Source organism: Streptomyces lichenis, assembly GCF_023218175.1.
GTDB classification, from domain to species: Bacteria; Actinomycetota; Actinomycetes; order Streptomycetales; family Streptomycetaceae; genus Streptomyces; species Streptomyces lichenis.
In genome coordinates this window covers 65,155-85,783 of sequence record NZ_JALPTH010000015.1, presented here as the reverse complement: position 1 = coordinate 85,783, position 20,629 = coordinate 65,155, and the positions used below count along the sequence as shown (strand labels likewise).

19 protein-coding genes are annotated in these 20,629 nt (G+C 75.0%); 7 read left to right on the top strand and 12 right to left on the bottom strand.

Annotation, left to right across the window (positions count from 1 at the left end):
* Window positions 1-73 precede the first annotated feature (73 nt).
* Window positions 74-664, bottom strand: a complete 591-nt coding sequence (locus M1O15_RS16740; RefSeq protein ID WP_248634674.1) for a hypothetical protein — start codon at window positions 662-664, stop codon at window positions 74-76.
* Between the two features lie 124 nt (window positions 665-788).
* Here M1O15_RS16740 and M1O15_RS16735 point away from each other — a divergent pair, with 124 nt between their 5' ends.
* Window positions 789-1,838 (top strand): aminotransferase class V-fold PLP-dependent enzyme, encoded by a 1,050-nt coding sequence (locus tag M1O15_RS16735; RefSeq protein WP_248634673.1) that lies wholly within the window; start codon window positions 789-791, stop codon window positions 1,836-1,838.
* 605 nt (window positions 1,839-2,443) lie between these two features.
* On the opposite strand, the gene M1O15_RS16730 is transcribed toward M1O15_RS16735, so the two are convergent.
* Window positions 2,444-2,995 carry a MarR family winged helix-turn-helix transcriptional regulator gene (locus M1O15_RS16730; RefSeq protein ID WP_248634672.1) on the bottom strand — a complete coding sequence of 184 codons (552 nt, stop codon included), beginning with the start codon at window positions 2,993-2,995 and terminating at the stop codon, window positions 2,444-2,446.
* 172 nt (window positions 2,996-3,167) lie between these two features.
* Here M1O15_RS16730 and M1O15_RS16725 point away from each other — a divergent pair, with 172 nt between their 5' ends.
* Window positions 3,168-4,244, top strand: a complete 1,077-nt coding sequence (locus tag M1O15_RS16725) for an alkene reductase (protein ID WP_248634671.1) — start codon at window positions 3,168-3,170, stop codon at window positions 4,242-4,244.
* 96 nt (window positions 4,245-4,340) lie between these two features.
* On the opposite strand, the gene thpD is transcribed toward M1O15_RS16725, so the two are convergent.
* The 4 genes from thpD to ectA form a co-directional block, all read right to left on the bottom strand.
* Entirely contained in the window at window positions 4,341-5,237 is an 897-nt protein-coding gene (gene thpD, locus M1O15_RS16720; protein WP_248634670.1) for an ectoine hydroxylase, read from the bottom strand.
* 3 nt (window positions 5,238-5,240) lie between these two features.
* Window positions 5,241-5,639, bottom strand: a complete 399-nt coding sequence (locus tag M1O15_RS16715; RefSeq protein ID WP_248634669.1) for an ectoine synthase — start codon at window positions 5,637-5,639, stop codon at window positions 5,241-5,243.
* A gap of 97 nt (window positions 5,640-5,736) precedes the next feature.
* Window positions 5,737-7,005 carry a diaminobutyrate--2-oxoglutarate transaminase gene (ectB, locus tag M1O15_RS16710; protein ID WP_248634668.1) on the bottom strand — a complete coding sequence of 423 codons (1,269 nt, stop codon included), beginning with the start codon at window positions 7,003-7,005 and terminating at the stop codon, window positions 5,737-5,739.
* Window positions 7,006-7,111: 106 nt separating this feature from the next.
* Window positions 7,112-7,672, bottom strand: coding sequence for a diaminobutyrate acetyltransferase (gene ectA / locus M1O15_RS16705; protein ID WP_248634667.1), 561 nt, complete (start codon window positions 7,670-7,672; stop codon window positions 7,112-7,114).
* A gap of 641 nt (window positions 7,673-8,313) precedes the next feature.
* Between ectA and M1O15_RS16700 the strand changes: the two genes are divergently transcribed.
* The gene (locus M1O15_RS16700) at window positions 8,314-9,333 is read left to right on the top strand and encodes a LysR family transcriptional regulator (protein WP_248634666.1); all 1,020 of its coding nucleotides are present in this window, start codon (window positions 8,314-8,316) and stop codon (window positions 9,331-9,333) included.
* Window positions 9,334-9,445: 112 nt separating this feature from the next.
* Here M1O15_RS16700 and M1O15_RS16695 read toward each other — a convergent pair whose 3' ends face one another.
* On the bottom strand, window positions 9,446-10,549 hold the full coding sequence (locus M1O15_RS16695; protein WP_248634665.1) for a pyridoxal-phosphate-dependent aminotransferase family protein: 1,104 nt from the start codon (window positions 10,547-10,549) through the stop codon (window positions 9,446-9,448).
* A 175-nt stretch (window positions 10,550-10,724) separates the two neighbouring features.
* Between M1O15_RS16695 and M1O15_RS16690 the strand changes: the two genes are divergently transcribed.
* The 4 genes from M1O15_RS16690 to M1O15_RS16675 all read left to right on the top strand — a co-directional run bounded on the left by M1O15_RS16690 (window position 10,725) and on the right by M1O15_RS16675 (window position 14,442).
* Window positions 10,725-11,810, top strand: a complete 1,086-nt coding sequence (locus tag M1O15_RS16690; protein WP_248634664.1) for an amidohydrolase family protein — start codon at window positions 10,725-10,727, stop codon at window positions 11,808-11,810.
* A gap of 133 nt (window positions 11,811-11,943) precedes the next feature.
* Window positions 11,944-12,342, top strand: a complete 399-nt coding sequence (locus M1O15_RS16685) for a hypothetical protein (protein WP_248634663.1) — start codon at window positions 11,944-11,946, stop codon at window positions 12,340-12,342.
* A gap of 298 nt (window positions 12,343-12,640) precedes the next feature.
* The gene (locus M1O15_RS16680) at window positions 12,641-13,603 is read left to right on the top strand and encodes an SCO1860 family LAETG-anchored protein (protein ID WP_248634662.1); all 963 of its coding nucleotides are present in this window, start codon (window positions 12,641-12,643) and stop codon (window positions 13,601-13,603) included.
* Between the two features lie 230 nt (window positions 13,604-13,833).
* On the top strand, window positions 13,834-14,442 hold the full coding sequence (locus M1O15_RS16675; RefSeq protein ID WP_248634661.1) for an SGNH/GDSL hydrolase family protein: 609 nt from the start codon (window positions 13,834-13,836) through the stop codon (window positions 14,440-14,442).
* A 33-nt stretch (window positions 14,443-14,475) separates the two neighbouring features.
* Here the strand turns inward: M1O15_RS16675 and cobC are convergent, their stop codons facing one another.
* From cobC to M1O15_RS16650, 5 genes are all read right to left on the bottom strand, one after another.
* Window positions 14,476-15,534 carry an Rv2231c family histidinol phosphate aminotransferase CobC gene (cobC, locus tag M1O15_RS16670; protein ID WP_248634660.1) on the bottom strand — a complete coding sequence of 353 codons (1,059 nt, stop codon included), beginning with the start codon at window positions 15,532-15,534 and terminating at the stop codon, window positions 14,476-14,478.
* A 472-nt stretch (window positions 15,535-16,006) separates the two neighbouring features.
* Entirely contained in the window at window positions 16,007-16,525 is a 519-nt protein-coding gene (locus M1O15_RS16665) for a cobalamin biosynthesis protein (protein WP_248634659.1), read from the bottom strand.
* The gene (locus tag M1O15_RS16660) at window positions 16,522-17,865 is read right to left on the bottom strand and encodes a cobyrinic acid a,c-diamide synthase CobB (protein ID WP_248634658.1); all 1,344 of its coding nucleotides are present in this window, start codon (window positions 17,863-17,865) and stop codon (window positions 16,522-16,524) included. Before M1O15_RS16660 ends, M1O15_RS16665 begins: the two co-directional genes overlap by 4 nt.
* Window positions 17,859-18,458 carry a cob(I)yrinic acid a,c-diamide adenosyltransferase gene (gene cobO / locus M1O15_RS16655; protein WP_248634657.1) on the bottom strand — a complete coding sequence of 200 codons (600 nt, stop codon included), beginning with the start codon at window positions 18,456-18,458 and terminating at the stop codon, window positions 17,859-17,861. Before cobO ends, M1O15_RS16660 begins: the two co-directional genes overlap by 7 nt.
* A gap of 52 nt (window positions 18,459-18,510) precedes the next feature.
* Window positions 18,511-20,583 (bottom strand): putative cobaltochelatase, encoded by a 2,073-nt coding sequence (locus M1O15_RS16650; protein ID WP_248634656.1) that lies wholly within the window; start codon window positions 20,581-20,583, stop codon window positions 18,511-18,513.
* Window positions 20,584-20,629: the final 46 nt, after the last annotated feature.

Below are 20,629 nucleotides of genomic sequence, written 5' to 3'. Positions count from 1 at the left end.
GCCGAGTTCCGTTCGACCGGTTTTCTCACCAAACGTTCATACGGTGACCGCTCGGTCGAGGGCGGCGGTGGCCTCAGTGGCCGCCCCTGGGCTCCACGCAGCCGCCCTCGGCGTAGAAGCCGTGCGCCCGGGCGGTGGCCGGGGGGCCGAGCCGGCCGCTGACGCAGGGGCCGGTCCCCGGGACGGAGAGGCTGAAGGCCAGTCCTCCGCCACCGTCCGGGTACACCTCGGTGCCCTCCGCCGGATAGCCGAGCCCCGCCAGAGCCTCGCGCAGTCCGGGCCCATCCGCGACCGTCCTTCCGGCGGCGCCCGACAGCGCGCCGGTGATCCGCTCGGCGTGTGCCCGGCCCCGGCACTCGGCGTCCGGCCGCATCGGCGTCTCACGCCGGAACGCGTGGTTCTCCGCGTACTTGGCGGCCTCCGGGTCCAGGGTGCCGGTGGACGCCGGGCCGCTGGGCGCGGTGCTCGGAGCCTGGGCGCAGGCCCGTGCCACCCCGGGGAAGGCCCGGTCGTGCACGGCCCGTCTTGCGGCCTGGGGATCGGCGGAGCCGGAGGCGGTGGCCGCCGGGGCCGACGGGCCGCCCGGCGGACCCGGCCGCTGCGTGCCGCAGCCGGACAGGGCCAGCGCGCCCGCCACCACGACGGGCAGCAGCAGACGCCTCACACCCGCACCTCGCACGGCTCCCCCTGGAGTCCGGACGGACCTGGACCGGTCCTTCGCGGAGCACCGTACCGGGGGCCGGAAGAACGCCGTTGACCCGGGTCGGCGGATGGATCATGGTGGGGGCATGGAGACCCCCCTCGGCGGTGACGAGTTCGCGCCCGTGTCCACCTATCTGAACACCGCCTCCTGCGGGCTGGTGCCCCGCCGGGCGGTGGCGGCGGTACGGGAACTGGCCGAGGACACCGCCGCGGGCAACGAGCGGACCGGCGGCAGCCTCGCCTCGACGGCGGCGGTGCGCGAGTCGTTCGCCCGGCTGGTCGGGGTGGCGGCGGACCGGGTGGCGATGGCCGGTTCGGTGGCCGGCTTCTCCGGGCTGATCGCCGCCTCCCTGCCGCCCGGCGCCGAAGTGCTCTTCCCGGAACGGGACTTCGCCTCGGTGATCACCCCGTTCTCGGCCCGCCCCGATCTGAGGCTCCGGTTCGCGCCGCTGGACGGGCTGGCGGACGCGGTACGCCCCGGCACCGCGCTGGTCGCCCTCTCGGCGGTCCAGTCCGCCGACGGCCGGGTCGCGGACCTGGCGGCGGTACGGGAGGCGGCGTCCGCCCACGGGGCGCGGATCCTGCTGGACGCCACCCAGGCCGCGGGCTGGCTGCCGCTGGACGCCGGCGCGTACGACTACACCGTGACCTCCGCGTACAAGTTCCTGCTCAGCCCGCGCGGGGTGTCCTTCCTCACCGTGCGCGAGGACGCCCAGGAGTCGCTGCGGCCGCTCGCCCCGGGGCTGTTCGCCGCCGAGACGAGGGACGAGATGTACGGGGCGCTCACGCTCGCCCGCTCGGCCCGCCGGTTCGACGAGCCGCCGAGCTTCCTCGCGTACCACGCGGCCGAGCGGTCCCTGGCCCTGGTGGAGGAGATCGGCCTGCCCGCGCTGCACGCCCACGCCACCGGGCTCGCCGCCCGCTTCCGCGCCGGACTGGCCGGGCTCGGGCACACCCCGGTGCCGGGGGACTCGGCGATCGTGGCCGTCCCCGGACTGGGCGCCGCGCAGCCGGTGCTCGGCCGCGCCGGGGTGATGGTCTCGGTCACCGACGGCCATCTGCGGGCCGCCTTCCATCTGTACAACTCGGCGGCCGACGTGGACCGGGCCCTGGAGGTGCTGGCCGCGGCGGGTTAGGGAGGAGGGTGGTTCAGCCGTCCGCCCGGGGCCTCTCCCCGCCCGCGGCGTCCACCACGAGGTGGTCCCGAGCCCACGGCCCATGGCGGCGCTCGGTGGTCTCCCGTCGGCTCGGCAGCCGCAGGCCGGGGATGTCGGCGGTCCGTTCGACCGCCCGCCGGGAGCCGTACCGGCGGGAGCCGGAGCCGGCCGGGGCCGGGCATCTGTACCGCCAGGACCGCAGCCTTACGAGCGGCGGGGCTGGTGCCGTATCGGCGGGGACCGATGTCCCGGCGGGACCGCGGATTTCCGTACCGCTGGGGCGCGGCCGTACGGGCCGGGCGAGGCCGTGGCCTGTACGGGCGGGGCCGTGGCCGCACGGGGGCCGGGGCGGGAGCCGTACCGGCGGGAGCCGGAGCCGGTCGGGGCCGGATCCCCGTACCGTCGGGACCGCAGCCGTACGAGTGGCGCGGCCGGTGTCGTACCGGCGGGGGCCGACGTCCCGGCGGGGCCAGTGCCGTACCGGCGGGAGCCGACGTCCCGGCGGGCCGCAACCGTACGAGCGGCGCGGCCGCAGCCGTACGGGCGGGGCCGTGGCCGTAGCCGTGCGGGCAGGGCCGGGGCCGTCAGCAGGTCGTGGTGCCTTCGGGGGGTGCCGGGTCGGTGGCGAGGGCGGTGGGGCAGCCTGCGGAGACCTCGCGGCAGAGGTTGTCCTCCACCAGGCCCAGCAGCCGGGACAGCTCGGCGCGCTCGGCGGGGCGCAGGCCGGCGAGGAGGCGCTGCTCCAGTTCGCTCCACGCGCCGCTGACGTCCTTCAGCAGGGCGCAGCTGGTCTCGGTGGCCTCCACCAGGACGGCCCGGCGGTCGGCCGGGTCCGGGCTGCGCCGGACGTGCCCGCCCTGCTCCAGGCGCTGGAGCATCTTGGTGACCGTGGAGGGGTCCAGCTCCATCACCCGGATCAGCTCCGACTGCCGCACCGGGCCGGAGTCCCAGAGGTACATCATCACGAACTCCTGGCCCGGATAGAGCCCGGCCGCCCGCAGCAGCCGGCCCGCGGTGATCCGGTGCAGCCGGGCCACCCGGGACAGGGCGTGCGAGGTCGGGCCGCCGCGGGCCGCGGAGGGCAGGGCGTCGGGACAGCCGGGTCCGGCGTCCGCCCCGGGGTGGTCGTGGTCCATCCGCTTCTCGCTCTCTGTCGGGCTCGGGCCGGTCCAGCAGCCTACGGACATCCCGTTCCCCCGATTTTACCTTGGTCGGCCAAGTAATGGTGTACGGTGGGTCCCGCACCAAAAAGTTGGCCGACCATACAAGCCAATTACTTGGCTGACCAAGGAATTGCCGGGAGCTGCCATGACCACCGCCTTCGACCCCATCGACCTCGCCGGGACCCCGCTCGCCAACCGCATCGCCATGGCCCCGATGACCCGCAGCCGGGCCGTCGGCCGGGTGCCCAACGAGCTCACCGCCGAGTACTACGCGCAGCGGGCCTCGGCCGGGCTGATCATCACCGAGGGCGTCCAGCCCTCCGCGGCCGGCCAGGGCTACCCGGACACCCCGGGCCTGCACAGCGCGGAGCAGATCGCCGCCTGGCGCACGGTCACCGACGCCGTACACGCCGCGGGCGGCCGGATCTTCGCCCAGATCATGCACGCGGGCCGGATCGGGCACCCCTCCGTCACCGCCGACCAGCCCGGCGACCTGCACCCGGCCGGCCCGTCCGCGATCACCCCCAAGGGGCAGCTCTTCACCGCCGAGGGGATGAAGGACTTCACCACCCCCCGCGAGCTGACCGCCGACGGGATCCACGAGGCGATCGCCGACTACGCCACCGCCGCCCGCAACGCGGTGGAGGCCGGGTTCGACGGGGTCGAGCTGCACGGCGCCAACGGCTATCTGATCCACCAGTTCCTGGCCCCGAACACCAACCACCGCACCGACGAGTGGGGCGGCTCCGAGGAGAACCGCAACCGCTTCGCCGTCGAGGTGGTTACGGCGGTCGCCGAGGCGATCGGCCCCGAGCGCACCGCCCTGCGCCTCTCGCCCGGCGGTGCCGTCAACGACATCGAGGAGCCGGAGCCGGGCGCCCAGTACATCGCGCTGGCGGAGGCCCTGGAGCCGCTGGGCCTGGCGTACCTCCACCTGATGGAGGCCCAGGGGCGGCGGGACCTCACCGTGGAGCTGCGCAAGCGGTTCTCCGGCGCGCTGGTGCTCAACCCCTTCACCGGCGAGCGTCCCACCGGCGTGGAGGAGCTGGAGCTGATCGAGGACGGCACCGCCGACCTGCTCTCCTACGGCGCGCTGTTCCTGGCCAACCCCGACCTGCCGGCCCGGCTGAAGGCCGGCGGCCCGTTCAACACCCCCGACCCCGCCGCCTTCTTCGGCGGCGACCAGCGGGGCTACACCGACTACCCGGCGCTGGCGGTGTGAGCCGGCACCTCCCCGCATGCCGTACGCCGCGAGCCGTCTCCCGCCCCTCGGGGTGGGAGACGGCTCGCGGCCGCGGTCAGTGACGGCGGTACCGGGTCACCGCACCGGGGTGAAGTCCCGGGCGCCGATGAACTCCGGGCGGCGGATCGGGGCCGCGAAGGGCTCCACCGCCGTGTTCTCCACGCTGTTGAAGACGATGAACACGTTGCTGCGCGGGAACGGGGTGATGTTGTCGCCCGAGCCGTGCATGGCGTTGCAGTCGAACCAGGTCGCCGAACCGGCCTTGCCGGTGAACAGCCTGATGCCGTGGGCCTCCGCGAAACCGGTGAGGGCCTCGTCGGACGGGATGCCCGCGTCCTGCATCTGGAGCGACTTCTTGTAGTTGTCCTTCGGCGTCTCGCCCGCGCAGCCCAGGAAGGTCTGGTGCGAGCCCGGCATGATCATCAGACCGCCGTTGGTGTCATGGTTCTCGGTGAGCGCGATGGACACCGAGACCGTGCGCATCCGGGCCAGGCCGTCCTCGGCGTGCCAGGTCTCGAAGTCCGAGTGCCAGTAGAAACCCGACGCCCCGAACCCGGGCTTGACGTTGATCCGGGACTGGTGGACGTACACGTCCGAGCCGAGGATCTCCCGGGCCTTGCCGACGACGCGCTCGTCGCGCACCAGCCTGGCGAAGACCTCGCTGATCCGGTGCACCTCGAAGACCGAGCGCACGTCCTGGGAGCGCGGCTCGATGATGGAGCGCTCGTCGGCGCGCACCTGCGGGTCGCTCACCAGGCGGTCCAGCTCGGCCCGGTAGACGCCCACCTCGTCCGGGGTGAGCAGCTGGTCGACCGCGAGGAACCCGTCCCGTTCGAACGACTCCAGCTCCGGCGTGAGCTGCCCCCACACCACCGGGTCCCGGCGAGGCGTGCGCACCTCGGCGGCGCCCCGGGTCGGGTACAGGTCCTGGGGAGCGGTGTTCGTGCTCGTGGTCGTGGTGGTCGCGGTCATGGCTCAGGCCTCCTCGGTCAGCAGCGGGTAGACGCCGTTCTCGTCGTGGTCCTCCCGCCCGGTGACGGGAGGGTTGAAGACGCAGACGCACCGGAAGTCGGTCTTCGGGCGCATGGTGTGGCGCTCATGGCCGTCGAGCAGGTACATCGTGCCCGGCTCGATCCAGTGCGTCTCACCGGTCTCGTCGTTGGTCAGCTCGGCCTCGCCCTCGACGCAGAGCACGGCCTCGATGTGGTTGGCGTACCACATGGAGGTCTCGGTGCCCGCGTAGAGCACCGTCTCGTGCAGGGAGAAGCCGACCTTCTCCTTGGCGAGCACGATGCGCTTGGACTCCCAGGTCCCGGACGCGGCCTTGACATGCCGGTCGGTGTTCTCGATCTCCTTGAACGAACGGACGATCACGGTGTACGGGTTTCCTCTCGGGTGGTACGGAAGCGGGGTGCGGTCCCCTGCGGGCCGACGGCCGACGGCCGTCGGCCGGGGGCCGGAGGCCGGGGACTCAGGCGGTCTCGCGGACCGCGCGGGCCAGGGTGCGCAGGCCCTCGTCCAGCTCCTCGGGGGTCACGGTCAGCGGCGGCAGCAGCTTGACGACCTCGCTCTGCGGGCCGGAGGTCTCCAGCAGCAGCCCCAGCTCGAAGGCGCGGGCGCAGACGGCGGTGGCCCGCGCCGGGTCGGTGAACTCCAGGCCCCAGACCAGGCCGCGACCCCGGTAGTGGGCGCCGTACGCGGAGTTCTCGTCGCAGATCGCCAGCAGCGCCTGCTCGACCTGCTCACCGCGGGCGATGGTCTGCTTCTCCATCCCGCCGTCGGCCCAGTAGGTCTCCAGCGCGGCGGTGGCGGTCACGAAGGCCGGGTTGTTGCCGCGGAAGGTGCCGTTGTGCTCACCCGGGCTCCACACGTCGAGCTCCGGGTTGAACAGGCAGAGCGACATCGGCAGCCCGTAGCCGCTGATCGACTTGGACAGCGTGACGATGTCCGGCGCGATCCCGGCCTCCTCGAAGGAGAAGAAGGCACCGGTGCGGCCGCAGCCCATCTGGATGTCGTCGACGATCAGCAGCATGTCCTGCCGCTCGCACAGCGCCTTCAGCGCGCGCAGCCACTCGGGCCGGGCCACGTTGATGCCGCCCTCGCCCTGGATGGTCTCCACGATCACGGCGGCCGGCTTGTTCAGACCGGAGCCCTGGTCCTCCAGCAGCCGCTCGAACCACAGGAAGTCCGGGACCTTGCCGTCGAAGTAGTTGTCGAACGGCATCGGGGTGCCGTGCACCAGCGGGATGCCGGCGCCGGCCCGCTTGAAGGCGTTGCCGGTCACGGCGAGCGAGCCCAGCGACATGCCGTGGAAGGCGTTGGTGAACGAGACGATCGCCTCGCGCCCCTTGACCTTGCGGGCCAGCTTCAGCGCCGCCTCCACGGCGTTGGTGCCCGTCGGGCCGGGGAACATGACCTTGTAGGGCAGGTCACGCGGGCGCAGGATGGTGTTCTGGAAGGACTCCAGGAACGCGCGCTTCGCCGTGGTGGCCATGTCCAGGCCGTGGGTGATGCCGTCGCGCTCCAGGTAGTCCAGCAGGGCGCGTTTGAGGACCGGGTTGTTGTGCCCGTAGTTGAGCGAGCCGGCCCCGGCGAAGAAGTCGAGGTAGCTGTGCCCGTCCTCGTCGGTCAGCCGGGCGCCCTGCGCGCGGTCGAACACGGCGGGCCAGCCGCGGCAGTAGGAGCGGACCTCGGACTCCACGGTCTCGAAGACACTCAGGGCGGGCGGGGTGATGGTCACTGCGTTCTCTCCTCGGTGGTCCGGCGCGGCGGCCGGTGAAGTCTGCGAAGTCTGAAGCGTGGGGGAGTGGGGGAGGGGAGCGGCGGGCCGGTCCGGCCCGCGTGGCTCAGGCGGCGGCGTGGGCGGCGACCGGCGAGATGCGGTACAGCACCTCCGGCTCGTGCGTCCCCTCGGGGAACAGCCCTCCGTCGAAGAGAACCTCGCGCTCCAGGGACGCGCCCCGGCGCTCCGCGTAGGAGGTGAAGAGGCGGTCCGACGCGGTGTTGTCGGGCGTGATGGTGGTCTCCACCGTCTCCACGCCCCGGGCGGCGACCCGGGCGGTGAGCGCGTCCAGCAGTACCCCGGCCAGTCCCCGGCCCCGGTGGGCGTCGTCCACGGCGACCTGCCAGACGACGAGCGTCCCCGGGCGCTCCGGGCGGATGTAGCCGGTGACGAAGGCGATCGGCTCGCCCTCCGGCCCGCGGGCCACCAGCGAGGTGGCGGCGAAGTCACGGCACCACAGCAGATAGCTGTACGAGGAGTTGAGGTCCAGGACCTCCGAGTCGCGGGCGATACGCCAGATCGCGGCTCCGTCCTCTACTCGCGGGGTGTCGATGGCGAGGGCCGGGTCGGCCTTCCGGTCGAATTCGTTTCGGGCACGTGCAAGGTCTGCTGGTGCGGCGGTCATGTCGTTGGAACTTACCCAGCGATTCTGGAAAATGCATCGGGCCAAGGGGTTGGGCAGGCGGCTCGTATGTGTTATCGCGCGAGCGCGAACCTCGATCGGCTTCACCTCTCTCACGTGCGCGTTTGCCCGTATTTAACCGGGCAAGTCGGGCGCTCTGTGGAGTCGATCACATGGCCGTAACCCATCGGAAACGCGCCTGGAATGCCCGGGAGTCCCTTGATGGCCAAGGAGGTTTGCCGACGCGATAACAGGGAAGAAGCACCTGGCGAATTACCCCCCGAATCGCATGCTTCTGGTCGGATGAATATCGCGTTGCGCAATGGGGTCCGGATGGTGAATCGGGCGGTGGAATATTGCTCCGGATAGCGAGGAGTTCCGCCGGCTCCGTTTCGTGAGTGTATTCGCGCATACCGTCGCATAGCCGTACCCGTGGCCGCATCCGTATGCCTTCGACCGCGTGCCCGCCCCGCCCCGGCCCGCTCGGCAGGGCTCCGCCGATTCGTTTCGCCGTCCGCTCCGTATCAGGGTGGGAACACCCGGAGCCGCCGGCGCGTACAGGAGAGTGGCGGCGCGCCGCACGGGACCGGCGGCCGCCGGGACGGTACGGCGACGGGTACGGCGACCAGTGAGGGCGGGACCGGGTGGAGCTGCGTCAGTTGGAGTGTTTCGTCACCGTCGCCGAGGAGGCCGGGGTGGCGCGTGCCGCCGAACGGCTGGGCCGCCCGCCCGCGACGGTCGGTGCCGCGCTGGCCGCGCTGGAACGGGAGCTGGGGCTGCGGCTGTTCGACCGCGCGCCGGGAGCGCCGGCCCCTCAGGCGCCCCGTGCCACGGCGGCAGCTCCCGCGGACTGGCGGGTGCGGCTCACCGCGGCCGGGGAGCGGCTGCTGCCGGAGGCTCGGGCCGCGCTGGTCGCGGCGGGCCGGGTCCGGGCCACCGCCGCCGGGATCGCCGCCGGCACCGAGGGCCTGGTGCGGCTCGGCACCGCGCGGGCGTTCGCCGACCGGGTGTACCGGGCCGTGGACCGGCTGGCCACCCGCCACCGCGGACTGCGGGTACGGCTGGAGCGGGCCCCTCAGGAGGCGCGGCTCGCGGCCGTCCGCTCCGGCACCTTCGACGCGGCGCTGGTCCGCACCGTGCGCGGTGCCGAGGGCGTCCTGCTCCATCCGCTCTGGGCGGAGCCGCTGATCGCCGCGCTGCCCGCGGGGCATCCGCTCGCCGCCGAGGAGCACCCGGACCCGGCGCGGCTCGCCCGGCTGCCGCTGCGGCTGGCCCCGCGCGCCGCGAACCCCGCCTTCCACGACCTGGTGACGGGCGCGCTGCCGTCCTGGACGCCCGGGCCGCCGTTCACCACGCTGCCGGAGACCCTGGCCGCGCTGGCCGCCGACCCCGAGCCGTCCTGGACGCTGTTCCACCCGGTGGGCCCGCCGCACCCGGCCGGCGGCCCGGCCCGCTCCGGCCCGCGGGGCGTGGTCTTCCGTACGCTGCCGGGGCTCACCACCCCGGTCTCCCTCGCGGTCCCCGCCGACCGCCCGCCCGCCCCCGCGGTACGGGCCCTGCTGGACGCGCTGCTCTCGGTGAGCGAGGCCGGCACCGCGGCCTCCGCCCGGGCGGCCGTCGCCGCCACCGCGAGCGAGGCGGCCCGCCTCTGCGCCCGCGGCTGACGCCTGGGCCGCCCGGCCCCGTACCCACCGGGCCACTTGGCCCCGTACCCACCGGGCCGTACGCGTCACCCACCGGGGTCCTCCGCGGGCCAGGCCGTAGCTCCCCCGCCGCTCAGGCCGCCCAGGCCTCCGTCGCGGCCCGGCGGGCGGCGAGCAGGTCCACCGGGGCGCCGCTGTCCGCCAGGGCGGCGCCCAGCGCGGTCAGCGAGGAGAGCACGGCGCCCCGGGTGGCGTCCGGGCCGTAGTGGTTGACCCGGACCATCTCCGTGGCCAGCGCCCCGCCGCCGGCGACCAGCGGCAGCCCCGGGTCGGCCGCCAGGGCGCGGGCCACCAGCTCCGCCGCGTCCACCCCGGCCGGGGTGCGCAGCGTGGTGGCGACCGGCGCCGCGTCCCGGGCCTCGCGCACATACGGCGCCAGCCCGCCGCCGAGCGCCGCCGCCCCGGCCCGTACCGCCGCCGCGGCCGAGGCGTGCCGGGCCATCACCGCCGCCGGGCCCTCCGCCTCGATCCGCTCCAGACAGGCCTCCAGCGCCAGCATCTCCAGCTGCGCCGGGGCGTGCGGCAGGGCGCGGCGGCCCGCGTCGATCCAGCGCTCCTTCCAGTCCAGGAGGGAGAGGTACGAGCGGCGCGGGGCGCCGGGGTTGGCGGCGAACCGCTCCCAGGCCCGCTCGCTCACCGACACCGCCGAGACGCCCGCCGGGCCGCCCATCGCCTTCTGCGCGCCGATCACACACAGGTCCACACCCCAGGCGTCGGCGCGCAGCGGCTCGGCGGCCACCGAGGCGACCGCGTCCAGCATGAACAGCGCCCCGTGCGCCCGCACCACCTCGCCGATCTCGGCGACCGGGTTGGTGTTGCCGGTGGCCGCCTCGGCGTGCACCAGCGAGACGAAGTCGATCTCGGGCCGGGCCGCCAGCGCCTCGGCGACCTGCTCGGCGGTGACCGCCGAGTCGTAGGGCACCTCCAGGTCCACCACCTGGGCGCCGCAGTCCCGCAGCCAGCCGCCGAAGGTCTGCCCGTAGGGCCCGGTGACCACGTTGAGCGCGGTCGAGCCGGACCGGGCGCCGGAGCGGATGCAGCCCTCCAGCGGCAGCAGCGCCTCGCCCTGGGTGACCACCACGTCGTGCCGGGTCTCCAGCAGCGCGGCGACCCGGCGCTCGATGGCGGCGAAACGCTCGGCGGTCAGCGGGGCGAGGTCCAGCAGGGGATGGGTCACGGCGGGTTCTTCCTGTCAGGGCTTGTCGGGGCTGTCAAGAGGCTGCCGTAGGCCGTCGGGGGCTGTACGGGCCGTCCGAGCCTACCCAGCGGGCCCCACCACCCCCTTCCGCTGCCCCACCGCCCCCTTCCGGCCGCCCTGTCGCGGGCGCGCGCCCCCCTCGTAGAGTGCGGGCATGAGCACGGTGCTGCATGTGGTGGGCCGGGTCCTCGCCGGGCCGGAGGACGTACGCGACGAGGTCTGGGCCGTGGACGGCCGGATCACCTGGGAGCGGCCGCCCGGCGCCGTGGAGGCGGTGACGGTACGCGGCTGGGCGCTGCCCGGGCTGGTGGACGCGCACTGCCATGTCGGGCTGGACGCGCACGGCGCGGTGGACGAGGCGACCAGCGAGAAGCAGGCGCTCACCGACCGGGACGCCGGCACCCTGCTGATCCGGGACGCCGGGTCGGCGGCCGACACCCGCTGGATCGACGACCGGGACGACCTACCGAAGATCATCCGGGCCGGCCGGCACATCGCCCGCACCAAGCGCTACATCCGCAACTACGCCCATGAGATCGAGCCCGCCGAGCTGGTCGAGTACGTGGGCCGGGAGGCCCGGCGCGGGGACGGCTGGGTCAAGCTGGTCGGCGACTGGCTGGACCGGGGCACCGGCGACCTCGCCGCCTGCTGGCCGCGCGCCGAGGTCGAGGCGGCCATCGCGGAGGCGCACCGGCTGGGCGCCCGGGTCACCGCGCACTGCTTCGCCGAGGAGTCGCTGCGGGACCTGGTGGAGGCGGGCATCGACTGTATCGAGCATGCCACCGGGCTGACCGAGGAGACCATCCCGCTCTTCGCCGAGCGCGGCGTCGCCATCGTGCCCACCCTGGTCAACATCGCCACCTTCCCGCGGCTGGCGGACTCCGGCGAGGCGAAGTTCCCGGACTGGGCGGGCCATATGCGGCGGCTGCACGAGCGCCGCTACGACACCGTGCGCGCCGCCTACGACGCCGGTGTCCCGGTCTTCGTCGGCACCGACGCGGGCGGCTCACTGGCCCACGGCCTGGTCGCCGCCGAGGTGGCCGAACTGGTCAAGGCGGGCATCCCGCCGCTGGACGCCCTGTCGGCCACCACCTGGCGCGCCCGGTCCTGGCTGGGCCGCCCCGCCCTGGACGAGGGCGCCCCGGCCGACCTGGTCGTCTACGGCGAGGACCCGCGCGCCGACGTCCGGGTACTGGCCGCCCCCCGCCGGGTGATCGTCAACGGCCGGGTGGTCCAGTGACGGACGCCGGGCCGCTCGGTGACGCACAGGCAGGCGGCACAGGGACGGACAGGCGGTTCGTCCGGTGACGGACAGGCAGGCGGCACAGGGACGGACAGGCGGTTCGTCCGGTGACGGACAGGTGGGCGGCCGGATGACGGGCATGGGGGCGGACCCGCGCGGCCGGGGCCGGCGCCGCGGGTGGGCCCCCTGGACGCGGGCCCGGCGGGAGGCCCCGGTGGCCCGGCTGCGGGTCGGCAACGACACGGAGCAACCGCTGGAGCTGGTGCTGGAGCCGTATGGCAGCGACCACTGGCTCGCCCCCGGCGAGACCTCCGTCGTCTGGACCACCGGCTCCGCCCACGGCCCGAACCCCTGGTCGGGGACCACCCTCGGCAACGAACCCTTCCAGGTGAGCTGCGGCCCCGGCTGGGTGGTGGTGCACGCCAACGGCTCGGAGGGCTGGGTCGCCGACGAGGACGGCGACGAGATCGACTGCGGCCACGGCCGACCGGCCACCCGGCGGCCTCCCGGCATGGACACCGGCGCCTGAGCGGCCAGTTGTTGACCGGGCGTGACGAACACCCGAGTTGTCTCGTTTTTCACCCCACGCCTGCTACGGGCCCCGAGCATGACACGCGGGACGCGAGCGAACGTCTGCGCCGCAGGAGCCGCGAGGATTCGAAAGCCCGGCCGGAAACCATACTTTGGGGTGAACTCATCGCAGGCGCAGGCCGGTTCACTCTCCGTGCGTAAAGAATCCGGGTGTCCCGGTCGCCGCCGCCTCCACATGTCCCCGTGGATCCGGCGCCGGCGACCCCTGCCCTGCCTTCCCGGGAGTCCCACCCCACATGAACAGCGACACCTGCGCCCGCACCAGCACCCGCACCCTCCGCACGCCCGCCGTCCGCCGCACCGCCGCCGTGGCGGCCGCCCTGGCCCTCACCGCCGGCCCCGCCGTCCTCGCCGCGCCCACCGCGTACGCCACCGGCGGCGAGCAGGGCCGCTCCAGCGCCGTGGTGCTCCGCACCGACCTCGACGTGGCCCTGCTCGGCGGCTCCGTCCGGGTGCCGCTGGCCGCCACCCTCAACGAGGTGCAGGCCCCGGCCAGCGCCGAGAAGACCGCGCTCACCGTCACCCTCGACGGCGTCGACCAGGGGCGGCCGGTCCAGGTGCTGCGCGCCGCCGTGGCCACCGCCTCCGCCACCGCCGACAAGCGGCGCGCCGAGGGCCGCACCGAGCTGGCCGACGCCCGGCTGAACGTCCCCGGCCTGCCCCTGCTCTCCCTGCTGCACCTGGAGAAGGTCACCTCGCGGGCGCTCTGCGAGACGGGCAAGCGGCCGGTGGCGGAGGCCAATGTCCTCGGCAGCGTCACCGTGCTCGGCAAGCGGACCACGCTGAGTTCCGGCGGGCCCACCCGTGTGGAGGTGCCGGGGGTCGGCGAGGTGACGCTCCAGCTCTCCAGGACCGCCACCACCTCGCGCACCGCGGCCGCCACCGCGCTCTCCCTCGACGTCTCCGTCAACCCGCTCAAGCTCAACGTGGCCGAGGTGAACGGCTCGGTGGTGCTCGCCGAGGCCGAGTGCGAGACCCCCGAGGCCCCCGCCTCCACCGCCCCCACCCCGGAGCCGGCCGACCCGGCCCCGGCCGACCCCAAGCCGCAGACCGGCGCCGAGCCGGAGAAGGCCGGCCTGGCGGAGACCGGCGGCAGCTCGCTGACGCCCTATCTGGCCGGCGGCGCCCTCGCCCTGCTCGCAGCCGGCGGCGGCGCCCTCGCCCTGACCCGCCGCGCCCGCGCGAGCCGCCAGGGCTGAGCCGTCCCGGTGGCCACCGGGGCTGACCGCCCCGGTGGCCACCGGAGGCCGACCCGTTCCCCCTCGGGCCCCGCCCCGGCCCGGCGATGATCCGCCGGGCGTTGCGCGCAGAGGCACTGACCAGGCAGCATGCGCCTCGGCGGGGTGCTGCGGTCATCGGGGAGGCGCGGCGACCGGACACCGGCTACCGGCCATCGGGCCTCGGACGCCGGACATCGGGAGGACACATCATGATCCGCTTGTCGGACCGGCCCATGACCTGGGTCGCGGCCGGGGACAGCATCACCCAGGGCGTCCTGCACACCCATGGCGCCCGCGGCTGGGTGGAGCACCTGCACGAGCGGATCCGGTGGCAACTGGGCCGGCTCACCGACGTGGTGGTCAACACCGGTGTCTCCGGGTGGCGGGCGGTCGACGTACTCGCCGCCCATGACCACCTCATCGGCCGGTTCGCCCCCGATGTGCTCTCCGTGTCCCTCGGCACCAACGACTGCCTGGCCGGGGAGGACGGACTGGACGAGTTCCGGGACGCGATGCGCCGGATCGTCGCCGGGGCGGCTCCGGAGACCCGGCTCGTCCTGCACACCCCGGTGCTCACCGCGTACTCCGGCCGCCCGCGGCGCGCCGCGCTCCCCGCCTACTGCCAGGCCGTGCGGGAGCTCGCCGAGGAGACCGGCGCGCTGCTGGTCGACCATGAGGCCCACTGGCGGGAGCGGCACGGCACGGACGACCCCATCCCCTGGCTGGACGACCCGGCCCACCCCAACGCGGCCGGCCATCTGGCCATGGCGAACCACACCCTGCGCACCCTGGGCCTGGGCGAGCTCGAACCCCGCTGACCCGCCCGTGACCGGCGGTTCAGCGGTGGCCGCTCACCGCCCCGCGGCCATCACCAGCGCCTGGTCCAGGGCCAGCAGGAAGCGGTTGGTGGTGACCCGGTCCCGCACCGCCAGCCGCAGCCACTGGTGGCCCAGGCCCGGGAAGGTGTCCCCGCGGCGGGCCGCGAAGCCCAGGGTGCGCAGCCGCTCCCGTACCGCGTCCGCGCCCTCGATCCGGATCAGCACGAACGGCCCCTCGGCCCCCGGCACCGTCGTGACCTCGTCGAACTCCGCCAGTCCGGCCAGCAGATGCTCCCGGTCCAGGGCGACCTGCCGGGCCGCCTCCGCCGCCTCCGCCAGCGCCTCCCGGCTCATGCAGGCCTCGGCGGCCGCCAGCGCGGGCGTGGACACCGGCCACAGCGGCTGCGCCCGCTCCAGCGCGGCCACCGTCCCCGGATCCGCCAGGACGTAGCCGATCCGCAGCCCCGCCAGCCCCCAGGTCTTGGTCAGGCTGCGCAGCACCACCAGCCCCGGCACATCGGTCCGCCCGGCCAGCGCCTCCCGCTCGCCCGGCACCGCGTCGAGGAAGGCCTCGTCCACCACCAGGGTCCGCCACGGCCGCGCCAACTCCGCCAGCACGGCGGCCGGATGGAGCACCGAGGTCGGGTTGGTGGGATTGCCCACCACCACCAGATCGGCGTCCTCCGGCACCGCGGCCGGATCCAGCCGGAAGCCGTCCTCGGCGCGCAGCAGCACCCGGTGCACCTCGTGCCCGGCGTCCCGCAGTGCCGCCTCCGGCTCGGTGAACTGCGGGTGCACCACCACCGGCCGGCGCACCGGCAGTGCCCGCGCCAGCAGTACGAACGCCTCGGCCGCGCCCGCGGTCAGCAGCACCCGGGCGGCCGGCAGCCCGTGCCGCTCGGCGACCGCGGCCCGCGCGGCCCGCCCGTCGGGGTAGGCGGCGAGTCCCGTGAGGGACGCGGCCACGCGCTCGCGCAGCCAGTCGGGCGGGGTGTCCGCCCGGACGTTGACGGCGAGATCGACCAGCTTCTCGTCTCTGACCTCCGCGTCACCGTGGTGCCGCAGATCGGGGGTGTGGGGGTGGGAGTACATGGCCGCCTGGGGGGTGGGTGACGGAAGTGGGGGAGGGCTGGTGCGGGTGGTCCACAGGGGACCGGCGGTCGCCGGCAGTGCTCCGGTGCGGTGGGGCGCGGTGCGGTGGGGCGGGATGCGGTGCGGTGGGGCGGGATGCGGTGGGGCGCGGTGCGGATGGTGTGGATGGTACGGAGGGTGCGGATGGCGCGGATAGTGCGGTGCGGATCGGTCCGGTGCGCATACGAGGTGCGGTACGCGTACGAGGTGCCGTACGCGTACGGGGTGCGGCACGCGAGCGACCTGCCCGTACGCGTACGAGGTGCTGGTACGTGTACGACGTGCCCGTACGCGTACGACGTGCCGGTACGCGGACGAGGCGCCTGCACCCGTACGACATGCCCGTGCCCGTACGCCCGCCAGGCGCCGCTCCGCGTACAGGGTGCCGGTGCCTGCCGGCGGCCCTTCCGCCAGGCGGCCGATCGGCGGGGCCCTACCGCCGAGCCGGAGCCTGCCGGGGGGCCAGGGCCTCCCGGACGGGAATCCCTAACGTGCCCGGTACCTCCTCGCCCGTGTACCCGCGTCCCCGGTCCGACAACCGCCCGCGCGCGACCGCGCAGGTCGCCCGCCCGGACCGGGACACCCGCTTGGGGACGAGCAGTTCCACGGCGGCGAGGCCTCGGGACTCGGCCGCGGCCGCCAGTGCCGCCGCCTCCGCGACGGAGGGGGTGCCGAGCACCGCCGCCACCGAGGTGGACGGGTTCGGTACGGCGATGGGCGCCAACTCCCGTACGGGGAAGGGAAGCAGCGCCACGCCGAGATGCCCGGCGGCCTCGGTGATCCCCGGCTCGGCGGCCTTCTCCTCGGCGGTGGCCAGCGCCACCACCCCGGACACCGCGCGCCCGGCGCCTGCCAGCGCCTCGCCGACCAGCTCCAGCACCTCGGCGGCGGTCACCCCGCGCCGCGCCCCGACCCCGACGAACAGGGCCTCCGTCCCCTCCGGGCCGCTCATGGGGCGCAGTGCTCCACGAACCGGCGGGCCGTGCCCGGCACCGCCGCCCAGTGGGTGTGCAGATAACTGGCGTGCACCCCGCCCCGGGTGAAGCCCTCCACCCGCGGCTCCGGCTGCCTCAGCCCCCATGCCGGGGAAGGCCCCGCGCCGGGCTCCAGCACCGTGCGGTGGAACTCATGGCCGCGCATCCGGGTCCCGGCCGCCGCCAGCGGGCTGTCGCCCAGCGCCACCGCGTCCCGGTAGCCCAGCGTCAACCGCTCGGTCATCCGGGCGTCCGCGTCCAGCACCCCGCACATCGGCCGGCCGTCCAACGACCGTGCCAGATACAGCAGTCCGGCGCACTCGGCGGCCACCGGGGCGCCCGAGCGGGCCAGTTCGGCGACCGCCTTGCGCAGCCGCTCGTTGGCGGACAGCTCCGCCCCGTACACCTCGGGAAAGCCGCCGCCGATCACCAGCCCCCGGGTGCCCTCCGGCAGCTCCTCGTCCCGCAGCGGGTCGAACGGCACCACCTCGGCACCGGCCGCCGCCAGCAGCTCAGGGTGCTCGGCGTACGAGAAGGTGAACGCGGCCCCGCCGGCGACCGCCACCACGGGCCGGGCCCCCGCGTGATCCGCCGACGCCTCCGGGCTCCAGGCGGGCGCGGACAGCGGGGGAGCGCTACGGGCCAGGGCCAGCAGCGCGTCCAGGTCGCAGCCCGCCCGTACCTGCTCGGCCTGCGCGGCCACCGCCTCCACCGCCGCCGCCTGCCGCTCGGCCACCGGCACCAGGCCCAGGTGCCGCGAGGGCGTCGCCGCCGCCGGGGCGCGCCGCAGCACACCCAGCACCGGCACACCGGAACCGCCCAGCGCCTCCCGCAGCAGCTGCTCGTGCCGGTCGGTGGCCACCTTGTTGAGGATGACCCCGCCGATCCGCACCTCCGGGTCCCAGGAGGCGAAGCCGTGCACCAGCGCGGCCACCGACCGGGACTGCGAGGAGGCGTCCACCACCAGGACCACGGGGGCCCGCAGCAGCTTGGCCACCTGCGCGGTGGACGCCAGCTCGCCCTGCCCGGAGGCCCCGTCGAACAGCCCCATCACACCCTCGACCACGGCCAGGTCCGCCCCGGCCGCGCCGTGCGCGAGGAGCGGCGCCACCAGGTCCGTACCGCACATGAAGGCGTCCAGGTTGCGGCCCGGGCGGCCGGTGGCCAGCGCGTGGTAGCCCGGGTCGATGTAGTCCGGGCCCACCTTGTGCGGGGACACGGCGAGCCCCCGGCCGGCGAACGCGGCCATCAGACCGGTCGCCACCGTAGTCTTGCCGGCGCCCGAGGAGGGCGCGGCGATGACGAGACGCGCTACCACTCGATGCCCCGCTGGCCCTTCTGCCCGGCGTCCATCGGATGCCGGACCTTCGACATGTCGGTCACCAGGTCGGCGAACTCGCACAGCTCGGCCGGGGCGTTGCGCCCGGTGATGACCACATGCTGGGTGCCGGGGCGGTTCGCCAGCACCTCGATCACCTCGGCGGTGTCCACCCAGCCCCAGTGCAGCGGATAGGCGAACTCGTCCAGGACGTAGAAGCGGTACGTCTCGGCCGCCAGGTCCCGCTTGACCTGCTCCCAGCCCTCCCGGGCCTTCTCCTCGTTGGACTGCTCGGAGTCCCGCTGGATCCAGGACCAGCCCTCGCCCATCTTGTGCCAGTCCACCCGGCCGCCCTCCCCGGAGGCACCGAGCACCTTGAGCGCGTTCTCCTCGCCGACCTTCCACTTCGCCGACTTCACGAACTGGAACACCCCGACCGGCCAGCCCTGGTTCCAGGCGCGCAGCGCCATCCCGAACGCGGCCGTGGACTTGCCCTTGCCGATGCCCGTGTGGACCATCACCAGCGGCCGGTTGCGGCGCTGGCGGGTGGTGAGGCCGTCCTGCGGTACGACGGCCGGCTGTCCCTGCGGCATTACGCCACGCTCCTGTCCATGAGGTCGGTGTCCGCTGTTCCGGTACGGGGCATCAGGCGGCCCTGCCCGCGCCCCGGGCGTCCCCGCGGGCGTCCCGGACCAGCCCGGCGATGGCGTCCGCCCGCAGCTCGTCCAGGGTGACCGCGGTGCCGCCCAGCGAACGGGCCAGTTCGACGGCGAGCCCGAGCCGCACCGGGCCGGTCTCGCAGTCCACCACCACCGAGGCGATCCCCTCGGCCGCGTGCAGCCCGGCCGCCCGGGTGGCCAGCTTCAACGGCTCCGGGCCACCGGTGGCCCGCCCGTCGGTGACCACCACCAGCAGCGGGCGCCGCGCCGGGTCCCGCAGCCGCTCCACCCGCAGCACGTCATGGGCCTTCAGCAGCCCGGCACCCAGCGGGGTGCGGCCGCCGGTGGGCAGCCGCTCCAGCCGGGCGGCGGCCGCGTCCACCGAGGAGGTCGGCGGCAGCGCCAGCTCGGCGCCGGAACCGCGGAAGGTCACCAGACCCACCTTGTCCCGCCGCTGGTAGGCGTCCAGCAGCAGCGACAGCACCGCGCCCTTGACCGCGCCCATCCGCTTGCGGGCCGCCATCGAGCCGGAGGCGTCCACCGCGAACAGCACCAGGTTCCCCTCGCGCCCCTCCCGGACCGCCTGCCGCAGATCGTCCCGGCGCACCACCAGACCGGGCCCGGACCGGCCGCGGGCCCGCTGGTGCGGGGCGGCGGCCTGCACGGTCGCCGCCAGGTGCAGCTTGGTCAGCGCCCCGCTCGGGCGGCGCGCGCCGGTGGTCCGGCCATGCTCGGTACGCGCCCGGGAACGCCGCCCCTGCGCCCCCTCGCCCAGCCCCGGCACGCTCAGCACCCTGGTGCGGAACGGCTCGGCGGCGGGGGCGGCGGGTTGCTCGGGGGCGGGGGAGGGAGCCGGGGCCTGTCCGGCCGGGGCCTCGGCGGACTCGCCGGGCCGCCCCTCCGGCGTACTGCCCTCGGCCGGGCCGCCCTCCTGCGGGCCGCCCTGCGGGGGAACTCCGCCGGGGCCGCCGCCATCGGGGCCGCCGCCACCCGGGTCCGGGTCGGGCTCCGGGTCGTCGTCGCCCCCGGAGTCCTCCGCCGGCTGCTCCTTCGACTCCTCCAGGGTCCGGTCGAGCTTGTCCTCGTCCAGCCCCGGCGCGTCGAACGGGTTGCGCCGGCGCCGGTGCGGCAGGGCCAGCAGCGCGGCCTGCCGTACGTCGTCGGAGTCCACCTCGGTACGGCCCGCCCAGGCGGCCAGCGCGGTCGCGGTACGGGCCATCACGATGTCGGCGCGCATCCCGTCCACCTCGAAGGCGGCGCAGGTCGCCGAGATCTGCCGCAGCGCCCCGTCGCCGAGCCGCACGCTCGGCAGCAGCGCCCGGGCGGCGGCGATCCGCTCCCGCAGCTCGCCCTCCTCGGCGGTCCAGCGCGCGGCGAAGGCGGCCGGGTCCTCGTCGTACGCCAGCCGGCGCCGCACCACCCGCACCCGCTGCTCCGGCTCGCGGGAGGCGGCCACCTCCACGGTCAGCCCGAAGCGGTCCAACAGCTGCGGCCGCAGCTCGCCCTCCTCCGGGTTCATCGTCCCGACCAGCAGGAACCGGGCCGCGTGCCGGACCGAGACGCCCTCCCGCTCGACATAGGAGGCGCCCATCGCGGCGGCGTCCAACAGCAGGTCGACCAGATGGTCATGGAGGAGGTTGACCTCGTCCACATAGAGGATGCCGCGGTGGGCGGCCGCCAGCAGACCGGGTTCAAAGGCCTTCACGCCCTCCGACAGCGCCCGCTCGATGTCCAGCGCGCCGACCAGCCGGTCCTCCGAGGCGCCCACCGGCAGCTCGACCAGCCGGGTCGGCCGGGAGACCCCGGGGCCGGGTTCGTGCGGCCCGTCCGGGCACTGGGGGTCGGGGGAGTCCGGCGCGCAGGAGAAGCGGCAGCCCGCGACCACGTCCAGCGCGGGCAGCAGCGCGGTCAGCCCGCGGACCACCGTCGACTTGGCGGTGCCCTTCTCACCTCGGACCAGCACCCCGCCGATCGCGGGGGAGACGGCGTTGAGCACCAGGCTCAGCCGCATGTCGTCCATGCCGACGACGGCGGTGAACGGATAGGGGACGGAGGCCATCAGCGGGCGCTCCCTTCACAGACACGGATGCGGCGGACGGGGGTAC